General features: G+C 50.5%; 15 protein-coding genes. 7 read left to right on the top strand and 8 right to left on the bottom strand.

The window, feature by feature from the left end; genetic code table 11:
* Nucleotides 1-54: 54 nt before the first annotated feature.
* Nucleotides 55-717 carry a copper amine oxidase N-terminal domain-containing protein gene (locus PJDR2_RS27870; RefSeq protein ID WP_015847097.1) on the top strand — a complete coding sequence of 221 codons (663 nt, stop codon included), beginning with the start codon at nt 55-57 and terminating at the stop codon, nt 715-717.
* Between the two features lie 47 nt (nt 718-764).
* Here the strand turns inward: PJDR2_RS27870 and PJDR2_RS27865 are convergent, their stop codons facing one another.
* Nucleotides 765-1,979: a low temperature requirement protein A gene (locus tag PJDR2_RS27865; protein WP_015847096.1), complete on the bottom strand. Its 1,215-nt coding sequence runs from the start codon at nt 1,977-1,979 to the stop codon at nt 765-767.
* Between the two features lie 148 nt (nt 1,980-2,127).
* Here PJDR2_RS27865 and PJDR2_RS27860 point away from each other — a divergent pair, with 148 nt between their 5' ends.
* Both PJDR2_RS27860 and PJDR2_RS27855 read left to right on the top strand, forming a co-directional pair.
* Complete coding sequence (locus PJDR2_RS27860) at nt 2,128-2,820, top strand: hypothetical protein (RefSeq protein ID WP_041613672.1); 693 nt, start codon at nt 2,128-2,130, stop codon at nt 2,818-2,820.
* 48 nt (nt 2,821-2,868) lie between these two features.
* Nucleotides 2,869-3,288 carry an organic hydroperoxide resistance protein gene (locus PJDR2_RS27855; protein ID WP_015847094.1) on the top strand — a complete coding sequence of 140 codons (420 nt, stop codon included), beginning with the start codon at nt 2,869-2,871 and terminating at the stop codon, nt 3,286-3,288.
* Between the two features lie 121 nt (nt 3,289-3,409).
* Here the strand turns inward: PJDR2_RS27855 and PJDR2_RS33675 are convergent, their stop codons facing one another.
* The 3 genes from PJDR2_RS33675 to PJDR2_RS27840 form a co-directional block, all read right to left on the bottom strand.
* Entirely contained in the window at nt 3,410-3,769 is a 360-nt protein-coding gene (locus tag PJDR2_RS33675; protein WP_265525086.1) for a translation initiation factor 2, read from the bottom strand.
* 139 nt (nt 3,770-3,908) lie between these two features.
* Complete coding sequence (locus tag PJDR2_RS27845) at nt 3,909-4,424, bottom strand: SRPBCC family protein (protein WP_015847092.1); 516 nt, start codon at nt 4,422-4,424, stop codon at nt 3,909-3,911.
* Nucleotides 4,421-4,801, bottom strand: coding sequence for an ArsR/SmtB family transcription factor (locus PJDR2_RS27840; protein ID WP_015847091.1), 381 nt, complete (start codon nt 4,799-4,801; stop codon nt 4,421-4,423). Before PJDR2_RS27840 ends, PJDR2_RS27845 begins: the two co-directional genes overlap by 4 nt.
* 116 nt (nt 4,802-4,917) lie before the next feature.
* On the opposite strand from PJDR2_RS27840, the gene PJDR2_RS27835 reads away from it, so the two are divergent.
* The 3 genes from PJDR2_RS27835 (at nt 4,918) to PJDR2_RS27825 (ending at nt 12,472) form a co-directional block, all read left to right on the top strand.
* Nucleotides 4,918-5,259, top strand: a complete 342-nt coding sequence (locus tag PJDR2_RS27835; RefSeq protein ID WP_015847090.1) for a hypothetical protein — start codon at nt 4,918-4,920, stop codon at nt 5,257-5,259.
* A gap of 428 nt (nt 5,260-5,687) precedes the next feature.
* Nucleotides 5,688-11,618: a fibronectin type III domain-containing protein gene (locus PJDR2_RS33780; RefSeq protein ID WP_322597429.1), complete on the top strand. Its 5,931-nt coding sequence runs from the start codon at nt 5,688-5,690 to the stop codon at nt 11,616-11,618.
* A gap of 146 nt (nt 11,619-11,764) precedes the next feature.
* On the top strand, nt 11,765-12,472 hold the full coding sequence (locus PJDR2_RS27825) for a phosphatase PAP2 family protein (protein ID WP_015847088.1): 708 nt from the start codon (nt 11,765-11,767) through the stop codon (nt 12,470-12,472).
* 29 nt (nt 12,473-12,501) lie between these two features.
* On the opposite strand, the gene PJDR2_RS27820 is transcribed toward PJDR2_RS27825, so the two are convergent.
* Nucleotides 12,502-12,690 carry a hypothetical protein gene (locus PJDR2_RS27820; RefSeq protein ID WP_015847087.1) on the bottom strand — a complete coding sequence of 63 codons (189 nt, stop codon included), beginning with the start codon at nt 12,688-12,690 and terminating at the stop codon, nt 12,502-12,504.
* 123 nt (nt 12,691-12,813) lie between these two features.
* Between PJDR2_RS27820 and PJDR2_RS27815 the strand changes: the two genes are divergently transcribed.
* Nucleotides 12,814-14,598, top strand: coding sequence for an SgrR family transcriptional regulator (locus PJDR2_RS27815; protein ID WP_015847086.1), 1,785 nt, complete (start codon nt 12,814-12,816; stop codon nt 14,596-14,598).
* A 4-nt stretch (nt 14,599-14,602) separates the two neighbouring features.
* Here PJDR2_RS27815 and PJDR2_RS27810 read toward each other — a convergent pair whose 3' ends face one another.
* Genes PJDR2_RS27810 through PJDR2_RS27800 form a run of 3 tightly spaced genes read right to left on the bottom strand, consistent with a single transcriptional unit; the run spans nt 14,603 to nt 16,648 of the window.
* Nucleotides 14,603-15,061: a hypothetical protein gene (locus PJDR2_RS27810; protein WP_015847085.1), complete on the bottom strand. Its 459-nt coding sequence runs from the start codon at nt 15,059-15,061 to the stop codon at nt 14,603-14,605.
* Complete coding sequence (locus PJDR2_RS27805) at nt 15,058-15,831, bottom strand: hypothetical protein (RefSeq protein ID WP_015847084.1); 774 nt, start codon at nt 15,829-15,831, stop codon at nt 15,058-15,060. Before PJDR2_RS27805 ends, PJDR2_RS27810 begins: the two co-directional genes overlap by 4 nt.
* A gap of 4 nt (nt 15,832-15,835) precedes the next feature.
* Nucleotides 15,836-16,648, bottom strand: coding sequence for a hypothetical protein (locus PJDR2_RS27800; protein ID WP_015847083.1), 813 nt, complete (start codon nt 16,646-16,648; stop codon nt 15,836-15,838).
* Nucleotides 16,649-16,824 lie beyond the last annotated feature (176 nt).

Genomic DNA, 16,824 nt, shown 5'->3' with positions numbered 1-16,824 from the left:
GTTTCGTTTTGGGTAAGAACAATAGGTCAGAACAATCTATTCTTAGGAGGCGCTATGAAAAAAACAAAAATCAAGATTCTAGCCGGATTGGCGGGAATCACTCTGTTACTTAACCCTATTGCTACTTACGCTGAAGATACGGGAATTCAATTAACGGTACTGGATGGCAAGCTGGTTAGCGGGAGAGTGTTTATGCCGCTTAGGGCAGCCGGCGACGCCATCGGCGCGAAGATCGGCTGGAATCAGAAGACGCAAACCGCAACGGTTGAGAAGGACGGGGAAGTATTCGAGGCAAAAGTCGGCCCGTTGGTGAAGCTGTTTAATAATCGGGTGTATGTTCAGTTCAGAGAATTTAACGAGACTTTTTTTGAGCAAGATACCATCTTGTGGGAGAAGCAGTATTTGCAGGCATCATCGGCGCATTTTCTTGTTCAGACCGCCCCTTTAAAGAATGCTGAGGCTTTGAAAATAGCTGCCGATGCGGTTGCCGGGAAGAAGGAAAGAAAGCAGTTTCTGAAGGAGACGGCAGGATTTTTTGTCAATGAGTACGTAACCTGGAACGGGTCAAATCAATTTACAGCCCGCTATAATTCGGAATGGAATGATAGTCGCGACTACTACGCTTCGACAATAGAAGCGGTGATGACAAAGTCGGGCGACCGCTGGACTGCTGGCTCTTTCCGGTATGATAAGGAGCAGATATTGCCTCCCCATTGAGCAAACAAAGAAAGGAGCTGTCGCTGACAGCTCCTTTTCCTATTCATTTAATGCGTCTCGGTCTTATGCTGTCCAGGCAGCGGCGCCTGACAAAGCCGGTCGGTAAAGGCGGAGCCCCATAAAGCGACGCCAACAAGCGTAAGCGTTGCAAGGACAGATAAGAACAACGGAGGAACGATGCTGTAGAGCAGGAACAAAGCAGCAAGAACGATGATTCCAACCGTATACGGTGCCGATACAACGCCGGCTACGATCCGCATAAACAGCATATTGCCAAGCAAATAAAGAGCAGGGCCCGCCATAATAACAAGCGCGGTCTTGAGCTCGATATGCCCCGTCGGGTGAGCGAGCACCAATTCATCCGCTACGGCCGACAGGATGATGCCGGCAACCAGAAGCAGATGCGTATACGTATAAGCCGAACGGGCAACTCTGCCCGGATCTTCGGAATGAGCGATAAAATGATGGCCGGTTTTGGACGTCATATTGAAATAAATCCACCACATCGTGACCGAGCTGACAAAAGCGGCGACAAAAGACCCGAAGGTGAGCAAATCCCATTCAAGCTCCGCGAAGGTCGCCCCCGTAACCAGAATGGATTCGCCAAGCGCGATAATAATAAACAATCCGCACCGCTCCGCCATATGGGAGCCTTCGACATCCCAGACGGTAGTTGGGGTTTTTCCAAGCTTAGGCGTCCAGAAGCCCATCGACGGAGAGAGGTATTCAATGAGTAGCGCGATGCACCATAAAGCGAGACGATTCTCTTCATGCGCAATTCCTCCGGCAATCCAGAAGATTCCCGAAAAGGCCAGCCAGCTGAATATCCGGATAAAATTAATCCGCAGCTCGGTTGAGCCATGCTGGAGAACCCAGACGGTATAGGCGGTCCTTCCCACCTGGAACAAGGTATAGGCACATGCAAAATAAATTCCCGTTTTCTCAAAGGCTTCCGGCAGCGACGACGACATAATAAGTCCCACCAGCATTAGCGCGATAAGCATAAATCTTACGCGTTTCGTTTCCGGATTGAGCCAGTTCATGACCCAAGCGGTAAAGATCCAGACCCACCAGATCGCCATCGTCAGAATACCGAGATGAATGGCTCCTTCCAGAGTGAAATTTTTCAGAAAGGAATGGGATAACTGGGTCACGGCGAAAACAAAAATCAAGTCAAAAAACAATTCGATAAAAGATACTTTCCCGGAATCAATACTGCCCCTGCTTCGGAACAGCATCGAATCTGCTACCAACCTCTTCATTCGTTCTCTCCTTCGCCCTGTATTTCCATAGTTTTCGTCGATTGTATCACGGGAGGCTTGAAATGTCTTGCGTTAAACGTTGCTTAGTGCTTGCGTCATATCTAATATGAGGTTAGGGGCGAATGACTAAAGGATAAGGATGATTCTAATGGACTTTTGGAGGAATAACACGATTTGGTTTGATGAAGTTCCACGGCATCTTTTTCGTCACATCGATTTAAAAGAAGAGAAGGTTAAAGAAATATCGGAACAAGATTTGAAATACTTGGTGCTCTGGTATCACAGGCAAAGCAAAGCAGGCCGCTTTGCGGGGATACCGGAAAATCTGGATTATTTAGAATTCAACTGGTCTAACATAAATAACTTTCTTGGAATCGAGAAGCTTAACCGTTTAAAGCGATTGGAGCTGCATTATTGTACCAAGCTGCAAAGCGACAGCGGTCTATCCTCTTTGGCGGATACCTTAGAGTATTTACATATCAATCATTCAAAAAAATTCGTTCCGACGAAGGAGCTGCTCTCGCTAAAAAAACTGCGAGGGCTTCGCCTTAATGCCTGCGGCGAGCTTGAGAGCTTGAGCTTTCTGTATGAGTTCCCTCATTTAATATCATTTACCTTTGTTAATACAAACGTAGTGGACGGCGATTTGACGCCTATTCTTATTCATCCCTCAATTAGAGAAGTCGGTTTCTTGAATAAACGGCATTATAATATCAGCGATACGAAAATGAACGCTCTTTTAGAAGAAAAAAACGCCAGTGTGAAATATAAGACTACGGTTTATAAAAAGGAAAACAAAAACTATTCTACCTTTAGATACAACAATGAAGAAAATGGGTAATTTTATCCTGAATAGGCAACACTACCGCATGGACAGGAGGGAATGCCAATGATATCAAAAGAGTTGTACAAAACAAGCGTAAAAGCGGTTGGAGGCCGTAACGGCCGGCTTGAATCGGATGATGGCCTGCTGGCCGTCAACGTGCTTCATCCGAAGGAGCTTGGAGGACCGGGAGGCGCGACCAATCCGGAGCAGCTGTTTGCGGGCGGTTATGCCGCATGCTTCGAGAGCGCGCTGAATCTGGTGTGCCGGGAAAGAAAAATCAAACCGGAAAGCACATCCGTGACGGCGCAAGTGACGCTTGGCAAGGATGCGGAGGACAATTTCGAGCTTGCGGTTGTACTTCAGATTACTTTGGCTGGCGTGGAAAACGCAGTGGCTCAGGAGCTTGCCGAAGCGGCGCATAATGTGTGCCCGTATTCAAGAGCAACCCGGGGCAACATCAACGTTCAATTAAACGTAGTTTGATCTTGCTTTGTTAACGAAAAGCCCATCCGATCAATCGGATGGGCTTTTTAATGTACCGCTGAGGCGAGCATGCCATCAGGGAAAAGCTGGATGAAAAATGCGAATTTTTTTATGAGAATAATCATTTAATCATTTTCCGAATCTGAATCAATTCATTGATATAGAAATCAACCTGCTGCTGGATGTTTTCGGTTTGCCTGAATTGATCTACTTCGGCCCGTGTTGCGGCTAAGCTCTGCTCTTCAAGCTGCCGAAGGGCAATACCCGCTGCGATTGCGGCTATTCCATCTCCTATGGTTGCGATAATGGCGCCGATATAGCCAAGCCGGGCGGCGATAAGATCCACGGAGTCACTAACCTGAGTGCCGTTAGCATTGCTGTTACTGTTATTTTTATTACTGTTATTTTTATTGTTGTTATTGTTATTACTGTTGCCTTTGCTGTTTCCGTTACTTCCGGTTTGACCGTTGTTATTCCCCATGAATTGTCTCACCCCGCCCAAGCGTTTCATATCTTCCCTGATATTAGCCTATGCAGGAGGGGAGGGCGGGGTATGGGCGGCATCGAGACAAAAGAAAAAGCGTTGAACCAACGGTTCAACGCTTTTTCCTCTATACAGCTTATTTCGCTGCTTGCAATGCTTCTTCCAGACGGTCCCAAGTTTCCGAAATGCCTTGCAGCATCCCCATGTCCATAACCGTCTTCAGAGCGTCGCCCGAAGCATACACGGCACGGTTGATCAGCTTTGTCGTGCCGTCTCCCAGATCAACAAATTCCAAAACGATATCGGTAGAAGGCAATTCCTCATTAATATTGCCTTCCGCATCGGAGAAGTAATCCGTGTAGCTGAAGCTGTTCGGCTCATCGATTTCTTTGTAAACGCCTTTGCCCCACGATTCCATACCGTAGAAATCGCCTTGGCTTTGATCCATGCACTTCATGCAATAATGCCAAATGCCGCCCGGACGGAAATCGATTGTACATACGGGCACTTCCCAGCCGCGTGGTCCCCACCAGTTCTTCAGATGCTCAGGCTCCTTAAACATCTTGAACACCAGCTCGCGCGGCGCTGTGAATACGCGCTCCAACACCAGTACATTTTCGTTCTCTACTCTTGATACGATTGCGTTTGTCATTTTAATTCCTCCTCATTATGGTTGTTGGGACTTGGTAACTGTTCTTTGCTTTGCAGCTCCCGCAGGTAGTTCTCCAGATTATCGTAACGCTCTTCCCAGATCCGGCGGAAGGAGTTAATCCACGATTCCAGCGAGTGGAAGGGCTCTGGCCGGAGCTTGTAGAACCTGCGGTTAGCTTCGGCCTTCACTTCCACAATGCCATTGTCGCTAAGCACTTTCAAATGCTTCGAAGCCTGGGGCTGCCTGATCCCCAGCTTGTCGGCGATTTCTCCTACTGTCAGGGGACCGTCACGCAGCAGCTCAACAATATGCTTCCGATTAGGTTCAGAGAGTGCGCTTAACGTCGTCATATCCAAGCCCGGATTATGTCCTGACATGTCTTTCACCTCTTTATGCGTCAGTCTCTCCGGTTGTTGATTCAAATATACATTATAGGGAATATTCCTGTAAAGGAATATTTAAAAGTTTTTTTCGAAATCGTTCCTGCAACATAATGCCGGCAGAGCCTGACCTGATTCTTCATCTCAGCAGTTCTGAAGGCAAAGAATATACGCTTTATAAAAAAATCGAAGATGAAAAAACGGTAACGATGGTGATGGATCTTTTATCTCAAGCCGATTGGGAAAACGCGGAAGTATCCATGTCCCGGCAGCCGGATTACAAAATTCGTACCATTAATCGGGATCCAGCCGTTCGTTATGAACAAGCCACATACGCGATATGGCTTTCGCCGCAAAAAGATCGTTTAGAAGCAGTGATTGAAGGGCAGTCCAAATACGGAAAAATGACAAAAGAGAATACGAAAAAACGGCTTCCTATTCTGGAATCCTCCTGACACTTAATGGACCGCCATATTCATAAATACCCTGTACCGAATGGAATAAACAAACCGCTTTTCCCATACAAAGCAGCTGATTCTCCAGAATCGGCTGCTTTTTTCTTTTCAACCTCTGATTTTTGATGAAAAACATCGGATTTTTAAATAGGAATCCGGATCTTGTTAGCAGTATGATCTTTGTGCACTCAAGTTTTGGTAATGACTGCCATGCTTGTCAGAACCCGAAGGGAGGAATGGAGTAGCGTCAGATATGGAGCAAGAGTCAGCAATCCGATTGCTGGCATCGGCTTGAACGGTAGTTTTGAAAGCGGTTGCAATACTGAATGCGTAATGCGTATTGTAAGGCATCTCAAGAACCTACTGACGAATGAAAATAGGGAAGCGGGGATATCCATTATATGCGAATAAGAAGAAGACCGTTGTACATGTCATTGCTAGCTTTTGTCCTGCTCTGCACAACCTTGCTGCCTGGCCTTCAGTTTGGCGCAAAGCCCGCTCATGCAAGCGCGGCAGAACCCGTGGTGCGGAAATTTGATTTCGGTACAGCCTCAAGCCCGGTAATGGCCGGGTATACGAGGGTTCATGAATCGCTGTTGTATACAGCGGAGACCGGATACGGCTTAAGCGTGGCGGTGGCGTCCCGCAACCGTTCGGGCGGCGATGAGCTGACGAATGATTTTGTACTCGGCTTGTCGTATTCTTTCCTTGTTGATCTGCCTAACGGCGACTATAATGTCACGGCCTATTCGGGCGATATCACGGGGAGCGGAACGACCAAGACCAACTTTGTTCTTGAAGGCGTGACGACGGGATCGATCAGCGGCAAAGCGGTCGTGAACTCGGCTACATACCAAACGACGGTAAGCGACGGGCAATTGACGGTAGACATTACGGGCTCCGGCGCGGGCGGTTATTTGAACGGTCTTGTTATTGAGGAAGCGGTGGAAGCAGCTCCGATCGCTCCGGCTTCCCTTGCTGTGACCGGACTGACCTCCTCCGGCGTAACGCTGGCCTGGAATAGTGTTGATGGAGCGGCGAAATATTCGTTATACCGTGCAAACAGCGCTGACGCAGCGCCAACGTTAATCGGGCAGACTCAAGCTGCAGAAACGACGTACTCGGATACTTCGGTTACGGTTGGCAGCAGCTACACATATTACGTATCCGTTACTAGCGCGAGCGGTTTGGAATCCCGGCGGAGCGCACCGGTGACCGTAAGCGAAATCCCGGCTCCGCAGCCTCCGGCCGCGCCGACGGGTGTTTCGGTAGATGAAGTTAACCCCAATTCGGTGAGGCTGAGCTGGAACGTAACGGAAGGGGCGGCCAGCTACAAGATCATGCGCTCCGAAGCGGCGGAGGGGCCTTTTTCCCAGATTGGCCAATCCACGAATCCTTCTTATACAGACAACACGGCAGATACATCGAAGCGTTATTATTATCGGATCATTGCGGTGAATGAGGCGGGCGAATCTCCTGTATCCGGCACTGTATCGAGCCCGGAATACGTACCGCCGGCCGAGCTGCCTGAGGGTGGGGTTCAGCGGTTTGATTTTGGCCCGGGTGCCGTTGCTGCTGGCTATATCGGAGTTGCGGCAACAACCAAATACTCGACATCGCTGAAATACGGCTTTGCGGATCCCGCAAAGGTAACGTCCGTTGACCGGGGCACAAGCGATGCGGTTAAATCCGATTTTGCCGTGCCGCAGGACACCTCCTTTATCGTAGATCTTCCGAACGGGGATTACACGGTTTCGCTAGTAGCTGGAGACGATCAAGGAGCAACGGATATTGCGATTAAGGTGGAAAATATGCAGAAGGTGCAGCAGACGGCGAAGACGGCCGGTCAATACCTGGAGATGGAATTCCCGATTGCGCTGGTTGACGGGCAATTGAATTTCGAGTTTACGGGTACTGAGCCAAACATCAATTCCATCGTTATTACCAAGCAGGTTGACCGTCAGCCGGGCGAGATTCCAACCGTCTATATTGCGGGTGACTCTACCGTACAGACCTATGATCCGTATTGGGAGCCGCAAGCCGGCTGGGGTCAAATGCTGCCTCGCTTCTTCAATAACGGCGTAGCGATTGTGAACAACGCGATTGGCGGACGCAGCACCAAAAACTTCATAACGGAAGGCCGTCTCGACGAGATTTTGCGCGCGATTAAGCCAGGCGATTACTTCCTCGTTCAATTCGGTCACAACGACGCGACGATCAGCATTCCTGAACGTTACGCCTCTCCGGCCGACTATAAGAATTATCTAGAGAACTACTATATTGAAGGCGCTATTCAGCGCGGCGCAACGCCAATTCTCGTAACGCCGATGGGCCGCCGCGACTTTAATGCCGAGTCAGGCAAATTTAACGTCAGCTTCCCGGAATACGTGCAGGCGATGAAGGAAGCCGCAGCGGAAAAACACGTAGGTTTGGTTGATCTCAGCGCGTTAAGTATCGCTTATTACGATTCGATTGGATTTGAAGCGACAACTTCGGTGTTCCTCTATACCGATCCGGGTATCTATCAGGCCTTCCCGAACGGTTCGGCGGATAATACGCACTTCCAGGAATACGGCGCCATTCAGCTTGCCCGCCTGCTGGCAGGAGGCATTAAGGAACTGGATCTTCCGCTTGCAAACTCGGTGAAAGAAATTGAGCTTCCGGCAGATGCTCCGGCCAAGATAAGCGGCCTGATTGCGGGCAGCGTGAGCAACGCGGGGGCTGTACTCAAATGGAATGCTGACGAGACAGCGGATATTTACAAGGTATACCGCAAGCTGGCTTCCGATCCGGAATCGGCTTACAAAATGGTAGGAACGGCTACCGTTCCAAGCTTTACGATGGGCGGCATGGCGGAAGGGCTGACCTATACGGTCCGCGTAACGGCCGTCAACGGCCGTGGCGAATCCACGCCTTCCGATGAAGCGACGATTACAACGAAGTCGGCGAAATACCGGTACGATTTTGGCCCGGTTGGCGCTCCGGTTGCGGAAGGTTATACCGAAGTGACGCGCAGCGTCTTGTACACGCCGGAGCGAGGATACGGCCTGACGGACAGCACGGGAATGATCGACCGCGACCGCGGCTCGGCAACGGATGCTTTACGCCGAGACTTTGTAGCTTACTTCGGCAATTCGTATGAGTTCAAGGTGGATCTTCCGAATGGTTTTTACTCCGTGAAGACCTATACGGGCGACTGGATTGGTTCAACCAAAACAAACGTTGCTATTGAAGGCAAAGACTACGGAACCGTCTCGTCCGGCAAGGAAAATATCGCGGAGAAAGTATACAACAACATCGCGGTAAAAGACGGCCAGATGAATCTCGTGTTCAGCGGCCAGACGGCGCATTTGAACGGCCTTGAAATTACGCCGATTCTGCTTGCGCCAACGGGACTTAAGCTGGATGAACTGCAGCTTTCAACCGATCCGGTTGAGGCCCAGCTATCCTGGACGCCAGCGGAAAGCGCGGCAACCTACCGCGTATACCGCAAATCGGCGGATGCGGCTAATGCGGAGCTTCTTGGCGAGGTGACGGGTGCATCCTTCCGCGATACGACAGCGGACGTGGGTCAGCAATATGCGTATACGGTTACGGCGGTAGACGGCGCAGGATTTGAATCCGTTTCTTCGAATGAGCTGACGATCTCCACCATTGATCCAAGCGTACCGCTTGCTCCCGTACCGCAGCATCTGGCTGTCGCCACCATCAGCAAGAATAGCGTAAGCCTTACTTGGACCGGTTCATCGGAGGCTCGTGCCTACAACGTTTACCGCGCGTCCAAAGCAAACGGTACCTTCAAGCTGCTTGGAAAAACAAAAGAACCTTCCTACACCGATTCCACCGTATTAACAACGGTTCCTTATTACTACAAGGTAGCGGCGGTGAACGCGGGCGGTATTTCCGCTTTGTCGGAGGTGCTGGCAACGGAAGCGGTAACCACGCTGTACCGCAACATGGAATACTTGGACCGCGCACCGGTAGCGGTTAAGCAAGCAGGCGGTATTTATATCGGCTGGCGGATGCTGGGCCTTGATCCGGATACGATTGCTTTTAACGTTTACCGCGACGGAGTGAAGCTGAATAAGACTGCTATTACGGGCAGCACGAATTACTTCGACGCAGCAGGCACGGATCAGTCGCAATACCGTATCACGTTAATCATTAACGGCGTTGAAAGACCCGCAACAAAAACGTTTAACGTATGGAAGCAGCAGTATCTGTCCATCCCGCTGCAAAAACCGGCAGACGCTTATACGAAGGACGGCCAGCCGTATACGTATAGCGCGGGGGACGCAAGCGTTGGCGATTTGGACGGCGACGGACAGTATGAGATCGTAATGCTGTGGTCCCCTTCGAATGCGAAGGACAATTCGCAGGCAGGCTATACGGGTATCGTGTATATGGATGCTTACGAAATGGATGGAACGCGTCTATGGCGCATTAATCTAGGACCAAACATCCGGGCGGGGGCGCATTACTCGCCATTTATGGTCTATGATCTGGACGGGGACGGCAAAGCGGAGGTCGTGCTCAAAACCGCGGACGGCACCATTGACGGTCAAGGCAAAGTGATCGGCGACGCGTCCAAGGATAACCGCAACAGCTCGGGTTACGTGCTGCTGGGCGATGAATTCCTGACGGTATTTAACGGGCAGACCGGCGGAGCCGTATCCACCGTCAGCTATGATCCGCCTCGCGGCGATGTTGGCGCATGGGGAGACACGTACGGCAACCGCGTTGACCGCTTCCTGGCTTCCGTCGCTTACCTGGACGGCGAGCACCCAAGCGTGATCTTCAGCCGCGGCTACTATACCCGCACCGTCATTGTTGCGTATGACTTCAAAGACGGCAAGCTGGCAAAACGCTGGCGTTTCGATACGAACGATGAAGGCAACGGCGGTTATACGGGCCAAGGCAACCATAACATGTCGGTCGGCGATGTGGATCAGGATGGCAAGGACGAAATTCTGTTCGGCGCGCTCGCTATCGACGATAACGGCGAAGCATTGTACAGCACGGGCCTTGGTCATGGAGACGCGATGCATTTCGGCGATCTTGATCCAACCCGTCCGGGGCTTGAAGTATTTGGGGTGCACGAGCATACGGATGCGGAATACGGCATCGAAATGCATGACGCGGCAACCGGCGAGATCGTGTGGGGCGTCCGTACCGGCATCGATACAGGCCGCGGATTAACCGCGGATCTGGATCCGAACTATCCGGGTGAAGAAATGTGGTCCTCGACGATCACGAACGAACAGCAGATTCAAATTACCGGATTGTTTAGCGCAAAAGGCGAGCTGATCGGCACAAGCATTCCTTCGTCAACAAACAACGCCATTTGGTGGGATGCCGATCCGCTTAGAGAGCTGCTTGATCATAAGTGGGATACAACGCTTAAATCGGGCACCGGCAAAATCGACAAGTGGAATTACGAGACGAAGACCACGGAAAATCTGCTGACTGCGGAAGGCACCTTGTCCAACAACTCAACAAAAGGCAACCCTTCGCTCCAGGCCGATTTGTTTGGCGACTGGCGGGAGGAAGTGATGTGGCGTTCCGCGGACAGCTCGGAGCTGCGCATCTATACGACAACGGATGTAACGGATTACCGTATCCGGACGCTGATGCAGGATCCGGTCTACCGACTTGGCGTTGCGTGGCAGAACAGCGGCTACAACCAGCCACCGCACACAAGCTTTTTCCTTGGAGCGGGCATGGAAATGCCTTCGGCTCCGCGCATCCAATATGCAGCGCCGCAGCCGGAAGAGAAAGCGATGGGTGTGCCCGGCAAGCCGGTGCTCGCCAGCGATAACGGCTACGATACCGGATTGCTGGATGGCAGCTACAAAATTACGATGAACATGTGGTACGGCTACAACGGTACAACTTACAAGCTGTACGAGAACGGCGTGCTTGTCGATACGAAGCAGCTGACGGACAATTCTCCAACGGCTCAAACCGCTTCAACCGCGATCAGCGGCAAAGCGAACGGCACGTACACGTATACATGCGAGCTGATCAACTCGTTTGGCACAACGTCCTGCTCGCCTCTTACCGTAACGGTCAAGGACGCATCGCCCGGCAAGCCGGTGCTGTCGAATGATAACTGGGATAACAACGGAGATTATAAAGTGACGATGAATATGTGGTGGGGCACCAACGCGACCGTCTACAAGCTGTACGAGAACGGCGTATTAATCGATACCCAATCGCTCCCGGCTCATACACCAAACGCGCAGACTGCGGTTACGACGATCACGGGCCGCGCCAAGGGCACTTATGAATACCGCGTGGAATGGATTAATGATGCTGGCGTAACGGAAAGCTCCGTGATGAAGGTAACGGTAAAATAACAAATGATTAGACAGGGCAGGCAGCTGACTTAAGGCTGTCTGTCTTTTTTTTGTGCAACGAAGCCGGTTCACCGCGCTACCCGGCTCTTGATCCTGACGTATAAGGGTATACTAGGAATAAAAGGGAAGGGAGCAGAGCGATTGGGATGAGTTCAAGTTCAATCAAGGAGCAGAACAAGGTACTATTGCGGTCATTTGTATTCACGGTTCTGATTCTGTTCGTGTTCGGGTGGATCGCGCAGCTCGTGAGCGGTAAGAGGATTGCGGCTTTTGATAATAAAATTACGGATGCCATTCGAAGTGTGCGTTCCGACGCCATGACGGTTATCATGAGAGTATTTACCGAGCTGGGGTCGGAATTTCTGGTCGTCCTTATCGTTATTGCCTTTTCATCGCTATTTGCGTTTATCGGCTACCGGAGAGAGCTTATCTTCTATTTAGGCGTGATCGGGAGCTCGGCGCTGCTGAATCTGGTGCTCAAGACGTTCTTTCATCGGGCAAGACCGGACATTAACCGGATTATTGAGGCGTCGGGGTTCAGCTTTCCAAGCGGGCATTCCATGTCGGCCTTTACGCTATACGGCATTTCGATTTATTTCCTGTGGAAGCATTTGAAGTATAGATGGATGCGGGCGGCTGTGATCCTTATTGGCATCGTGATTATTGCCATGATCGGGATCAGCAGAATTTATCTTGGCGTACATTATCCAAGCGATGTGATAGGCGGTTATTTGGTCAGCGCGGCGTGGCTGATGATGAGTATCGGGTTATATGAACGATTTCTGGAGCAGCGTTGGCTGTCCCGGAAGCTTCGGCTTCGCGGCGGCAAAAGTGAAGGACCTTCCTCGGTATAGGATGGTCCTTTTTCATTTGCGGCAGCGAATCATCTCTTCCTCCAGGCGAGCGGCTTCATCACATGCAGCAACGGAGTAAGGAAGCCTTTGCGGCGGTTTTTTTTCAAATCGGTGTCGTGTTTGACGTAACGTCCCGAACGGATGGCCCGGTCAAGCTCGGCCTGGCGCAATTTATGCAGCTGGTCGACGGTGTGATAATCATTGTAATTGTACGGCATGGTAACATCCCCTTTTATCGGTTGGAGTATTTGTTTTCTTGTTTTCATTATGCAGGTGAAACAAAGAGGTAAAAAGTGTAGAATAGTTGCAATAGATTTCCCCTTTTAGCGAGGTGAGGAAAATTGCTGGCATTGGAACGTTATTTGACCTTATATAACCGGTTTGCCGGTGCGCCCGGAGCAGGAGCTACGGCAGAGGCGTCCTTGGAACAGGTGGCGGAGGCTTTATTTTGCACGGAGCGCAATGCCAAGCTGGTACTCCGGAAGCTGACGGAAGAAGGACTGATCGATTGGCAGGCGGGACGGGGCCGAGGCAACCGTTCGCAAATTACGTTCCGGGAAGACCGGGAGAAGTTGCTGCTTGATTTGTCGAGGCGGTATGCGGAGGACGGCGAATACAATAAGGCGTTCCATCTCCTCCAATCCTATGGGGAAGGGACAGGCGCGAACGAGAAGTTTATGGAATGGATGAGCGGCAGCTTTGGCTTCCGAAGGCAGCCGGGAAAGGAAGCGGATGTGCTCCGTCTCCCGATTTTCAAAACGATTATGACGCTTGATCCGGCCGATTTTGTCTATTCCTTATGCTCGCATATGATTCAGCAGATTTTCGACCGGCTTGTCCTGCTGGATGAGTCGACCGGACAGATTAAGCCCGGTATCGCGCATTATTGGGAGCATAATGAAGACGCAACCGTATGGACCTTCCATCTGCGGAAGGGTATCCTTTTTCATGGCGGACATGAGCTGGCGGCAGCGGATGTTGTATTTACGGCGGAACGCCTGAGGAACGGAGGCAAACGAAACAGCTGGATTATGCGTTCCCTGGAGCAGGTGGAAGCCGTATCGGAGCGGATTGTAAGGTTTCATCTGAGCCGGCCCAACTGGCTGTTTTTAAAATATGCGGCTTCTAACGTGATGGCGATTCTGCCGGCCAATATGCTGGGATTAAGCGAAGAGCAGTTCTGGAAGCTGCCTTCCGGTACCGGACCATTCCAGATTGAGGAGTGGAAGGACGGCAAGCTGCTGCTTGGAGCAAACCCGCATTATTATCTATCCCGTGCCCACTTGGATCAGGTGGAGATCGTTCATGTGCCGCAGGAAGAAGCGATAAAAGCCGGAATGACCAGCTGGCAGCAGCTGATTTGCGATCCGACGCTTAGAGATGTAACGGTGGAGAACGGCTGGATTCAAATCGAATCGAGGAGCTTATGCACCAGTCTGCTTAGCTGGAATATGAAGAAGGCTGGTCCGCAGCGGTCGGAGACATTCCGCCGTATCGTGAACCGGCTTATTGACCGCCATGCCATGATCCGGGAATTATCAGGGTACAGGGATTTTCCGGCAAGAGGATTTTTCCCCGAGCTAATGACCGTTCATGAACCGGATAAGGATAGTCTGGAGCCGGAGGAAGCAAGCAGGCTGCTGGTTGAAGCTGGGTATGCCGGAGAGCCGATGTCCTTATGCGCTCATCCGGGTCATGCCGAGGACGTGGACTGGATTGCGAATCGCTGCCGCCGTGCGGGTATTCTAGTCGAGGTCCGTATTGAAGCGCCTTATAGGATTCATCATGTCTTGGATGAGATTGATCTGCTGTTCCATGCGCTTGTATTTCCGGAGGAGGATGTAAGTCTCATTGAGGGCTGCGAGCAGGATGGAAGCTTTCTGAAGGAGCTGATGAGCGCGGAACTGTCGCGCTGGACGATGGAAAGCTTCGATCAGGCGTTGGCAAGCGAAGATCCGGCTAGCCGGAAAGCGATTTACACGGCTATTGAGGAGAGACTTAAAGGCGAAGCACAGGTGCATTTTGTCCTTCATATGAAATTTCATACCGATTATCATCCATCGTTAAAAGGTGTCCGGATCAATTCGCTTGGCTGGATAGATTTCAAGGATATTTTCCGTACCTAGCCGGCTATTCGGCGGAAGCATAAGCTTGCCCGACGGCTAAAGCGCCGTTCTCCCACATGAGCTGTTGCACGTCTTCTGCATGATTGCCCTGACATTGCACGATTACGGTAACGTCTTCAATATGCTTTGTATGCCTCTTGTGCCTCTTAACGGCTAGAGCATGAATGCCGAATCCAAGGCCGAAGCCGGCAAAGGCCGCGACCATCCCCCATATAATCGGTCCCCAGGTCCATATAAACCCTAGGCTTGTGCCAATAACGGATAATGCCGTTGCGCTTGCCAGACCAATCTCGACTCCCTTGGAATGGGAGTTTTCTTTTTTTTGCTGATCCGATTGAAGCTCCTTGGCTGTATGATCCATGCATACAATCAGCAGCCGCTCCTTGGCGATTCCGATACTCTCCAGCTTGGTGAGCGCGTATTCAAGCTCAATGGAATGCTTGAAGGTGCCAATGATGATCATGGGTGTTCACCCGGCCTTCCAAAGATTTGCACGGTAGAAGAGCTATAGCGGCTAATCAAATACTGGCGTTGCTCCAGTCTGAACAGCATATTATGCTCCTTGGCTTTGCTATAGGCATGATAAATGGATCCGCCTATTACAGATGGCATGAATAACAGCCAATGCGAACGCAAGACGGAGACAGACTCGGTTAATCTTCCGGTCAGAAGATCAACAAGCGATTCATGGGCATGCGACATCACGACGTAGACCCACCACCAGAACATTCCGTAGAAAGCCAGACCTATCCGATGATTATACAGCTGGCCCATGCCGGGGAAGAAAAAGGAGAATAATGCGGCAACAATAGGGCTTTTTGGCTGAACATAATGTACCTCGGATGCAAAAAGCTTCAGGCTGGGCAGCGGTTCGTTCTCCAGTTGGGCAATGCGGTACAGCTTATTCTGATAGATTGCGGACCGGTAGCTGTCCCATATGGTGACGAAATAGATAATGATATAGCCCAGAACAAATTGCGGGGCCAGAATTGCTTTGGCTGCGGCAAAATTTCCGCAAAGACTATAAACGATAGCTTCGTTAACATGGCCAAGCGTGTTAAATATCACTTCCGACAACGTAAGGAAGGTCCCTCTTAAAAACTGGTTCAGCAAAAAATGCCCGAAGCCGGGGAACGCGGCCGACCACCACATCACCATGTAGGGATTGCGTATATTCAAAGAAGTTATGCCAAACAGGCTTATCTTGGCCATAGGCCGCCGTGAGGGGTTCATGGAATTAGCGCTCCCTTCGCAATAGCACAGCAGATTTTTCGGCAATAATCCGGTGAAGCCCGCCAAGCAGTTGAAGAACTACGATTTGCAGCAAGAGCAGGAGGAGTACCAGCCCAATGCCGGACGTGTATAAAATATTCCTCAGGCTGAGCCACGAGTAGGCACAGCCAAGTGCAACGATCAACAGAGTCTTCCAGACCCAATTGCCCCGCAAGGAAATTAATAAGGCAAACAAGACGGAATCGATATGGACGATTAAGGTAGCGAATGCCAGGTTATCTCTTGCAGGGTTCTCAAACCATCCGGGTCTGAAGCCAAGCTGGTGAAAAAGGAGCAGAAAACCGGACATGATCGTTCCCTGCAGCGATACGTTAACGATATAAAGTATAACTAAGCGGAACAGGTAGGGCTGGTCCGCTTGGCATAGCTTTTTCCAGAGCCATTTCCCTATAGCAGGCAGCAAAGTTAACCCTATTCCCGTATAGATGATTTTCCACCAATGATGCTCGAAAATCCCTAAATAAATAAAGGATTGTTCAACCCCCATAAACCCCGCTGCAATAAGCAGAATCCACCGGAAGCGAATGCCGGAAACGGCAATTAAAGTACAGGTAGACGGGACGATAAATCCATTCGATACAATAGCGCCTATCGCGCTGTCATAAAACGAATTATGGAGTATTCCGGGCTTATAAGTGTAGCTGTTAAGAAGTACAAAGATGACTAACTCCAGAATGTAGACCGCCCCGGCAATGCAAATATAGAAGGGGATGATTTTTAAGCTTTTTGTTCTGAACCAGGAGAGTGCGATAAACACTAAGCTAGCAATAACAAGGAGCAGATACGGGATAAACGATGGAATAAAATCATCTCCGGTCGGCAGGATAAGAAGCTGGAATTATTTTTCCATTTTTGTTCTAATTTATTCCATCGATATTTTCTTAGCAGGCAAAGATGGAATGAAAGCATTCACATCAAACCTTCAACTGTACG

This window comes from Paenibacillus sp. JDR-2 (assembly GCF_000023585.1).
In the GTDB taxonomy this organism is placed as follows: Bacteria; Bacillota; Bacilli; order Paenibacillales; family Paenibacillaceae; genus Pristimantibacillus.
The sequence above is the reverse complement of the archived record's forward strand: the minus strand, read 5'-3'. Positions and strand labels throughout refer to the sequence as shown.

Coding starts and splice junctions, on each gene's coding strand:
- PJDR2_RS27870 (WP_015847097.1), top strand. CDS start 55: ATGAAAAAAACAAAAATCAAGATTCTAGCCGGATTGGCGGGAATCACT.
- PJDR2_RS27865 (WP_015847096.1), bottom strand. CDS start 1,979: ATGAAGAGGTTGGTAGCAGATTCGATGCTGTTCCGAAGCAGGGGCAGT.
- PJDR2_RS27860 (WP_041613672.1), top strand. CDS start 2,128: ATGGACTTTTGGAGGAATAACACGATTTGGTTTGATGAAGTTCCACGG.
- PJDR2_RS27855 (WP_015847094.1), top strand. CDS start 2,869: ATGATATCAAAAGAGTTGTACAAAACAAGCGTAAAAGCGGTTGGAGGC.
- PJDR2_RS33675 (WP_265525086.1), bottom strand. CDS start 3,769: ATGGGGAATAACAACGGTCAAACCGGAAGTAACGGAAACAGCAAAGGC.
- PJDR2_RS27845 (WP_015847092.1), bottom strand. CDS start 4,424: ATGACAAACGCAATCGTATCAAGAGTAGAGAACGAAAATGTACTGGTG.
- PJDR2_RS27840 (WP_015847091.1), bottom strand. CDS start 4,801: ATGTCAGGACATAATCCGGGCTTGGATATGACGACGTTAAGCGCACTC.
- PJDR2_RS27835 (WP_015847090.1), top strand. CDS start 4,918: ATGCCGGCAGAGCCTGACCTGATTCTTCATCTCAGCAGTTCTGAAGGC.
- PJDR2_RS33780 (WP_322597429.1), top strand. CDS start 5,688: ATGTCATTGCTAGCTTTTGTCCTGCTCTGCACAACCTTGCTGCCTGGC.
- PJDR2_RS27825 (WP_015847088.1), top strand. CDS start 11,765: ATGAGTTCAAGTTCAATCAAGGAGCAGAACAAGGTACTATTGCGGTCA.
- PJDR2_RS27820 (WP_015847087.1), bottom strand. CDS start 12,690: ATGCCGTACAATTACAATGATTATCACACCGTCGACCAGCTGCATAAA.
- PJDR2_RS27810 (WP_015847085.1), bottom strand. CDS start 15,061: ATGATCATCATTGGCACCTTCAAGCATTCCATTGAGCTTGAATACGCG.
- PJDR2_RS27805 (WP_015847084.1), bottom strand. CDS start 15,831: ATGAACCCCTCACGGCGGCCTATGGCCAAGATAAGCCTGTTTGGCATA.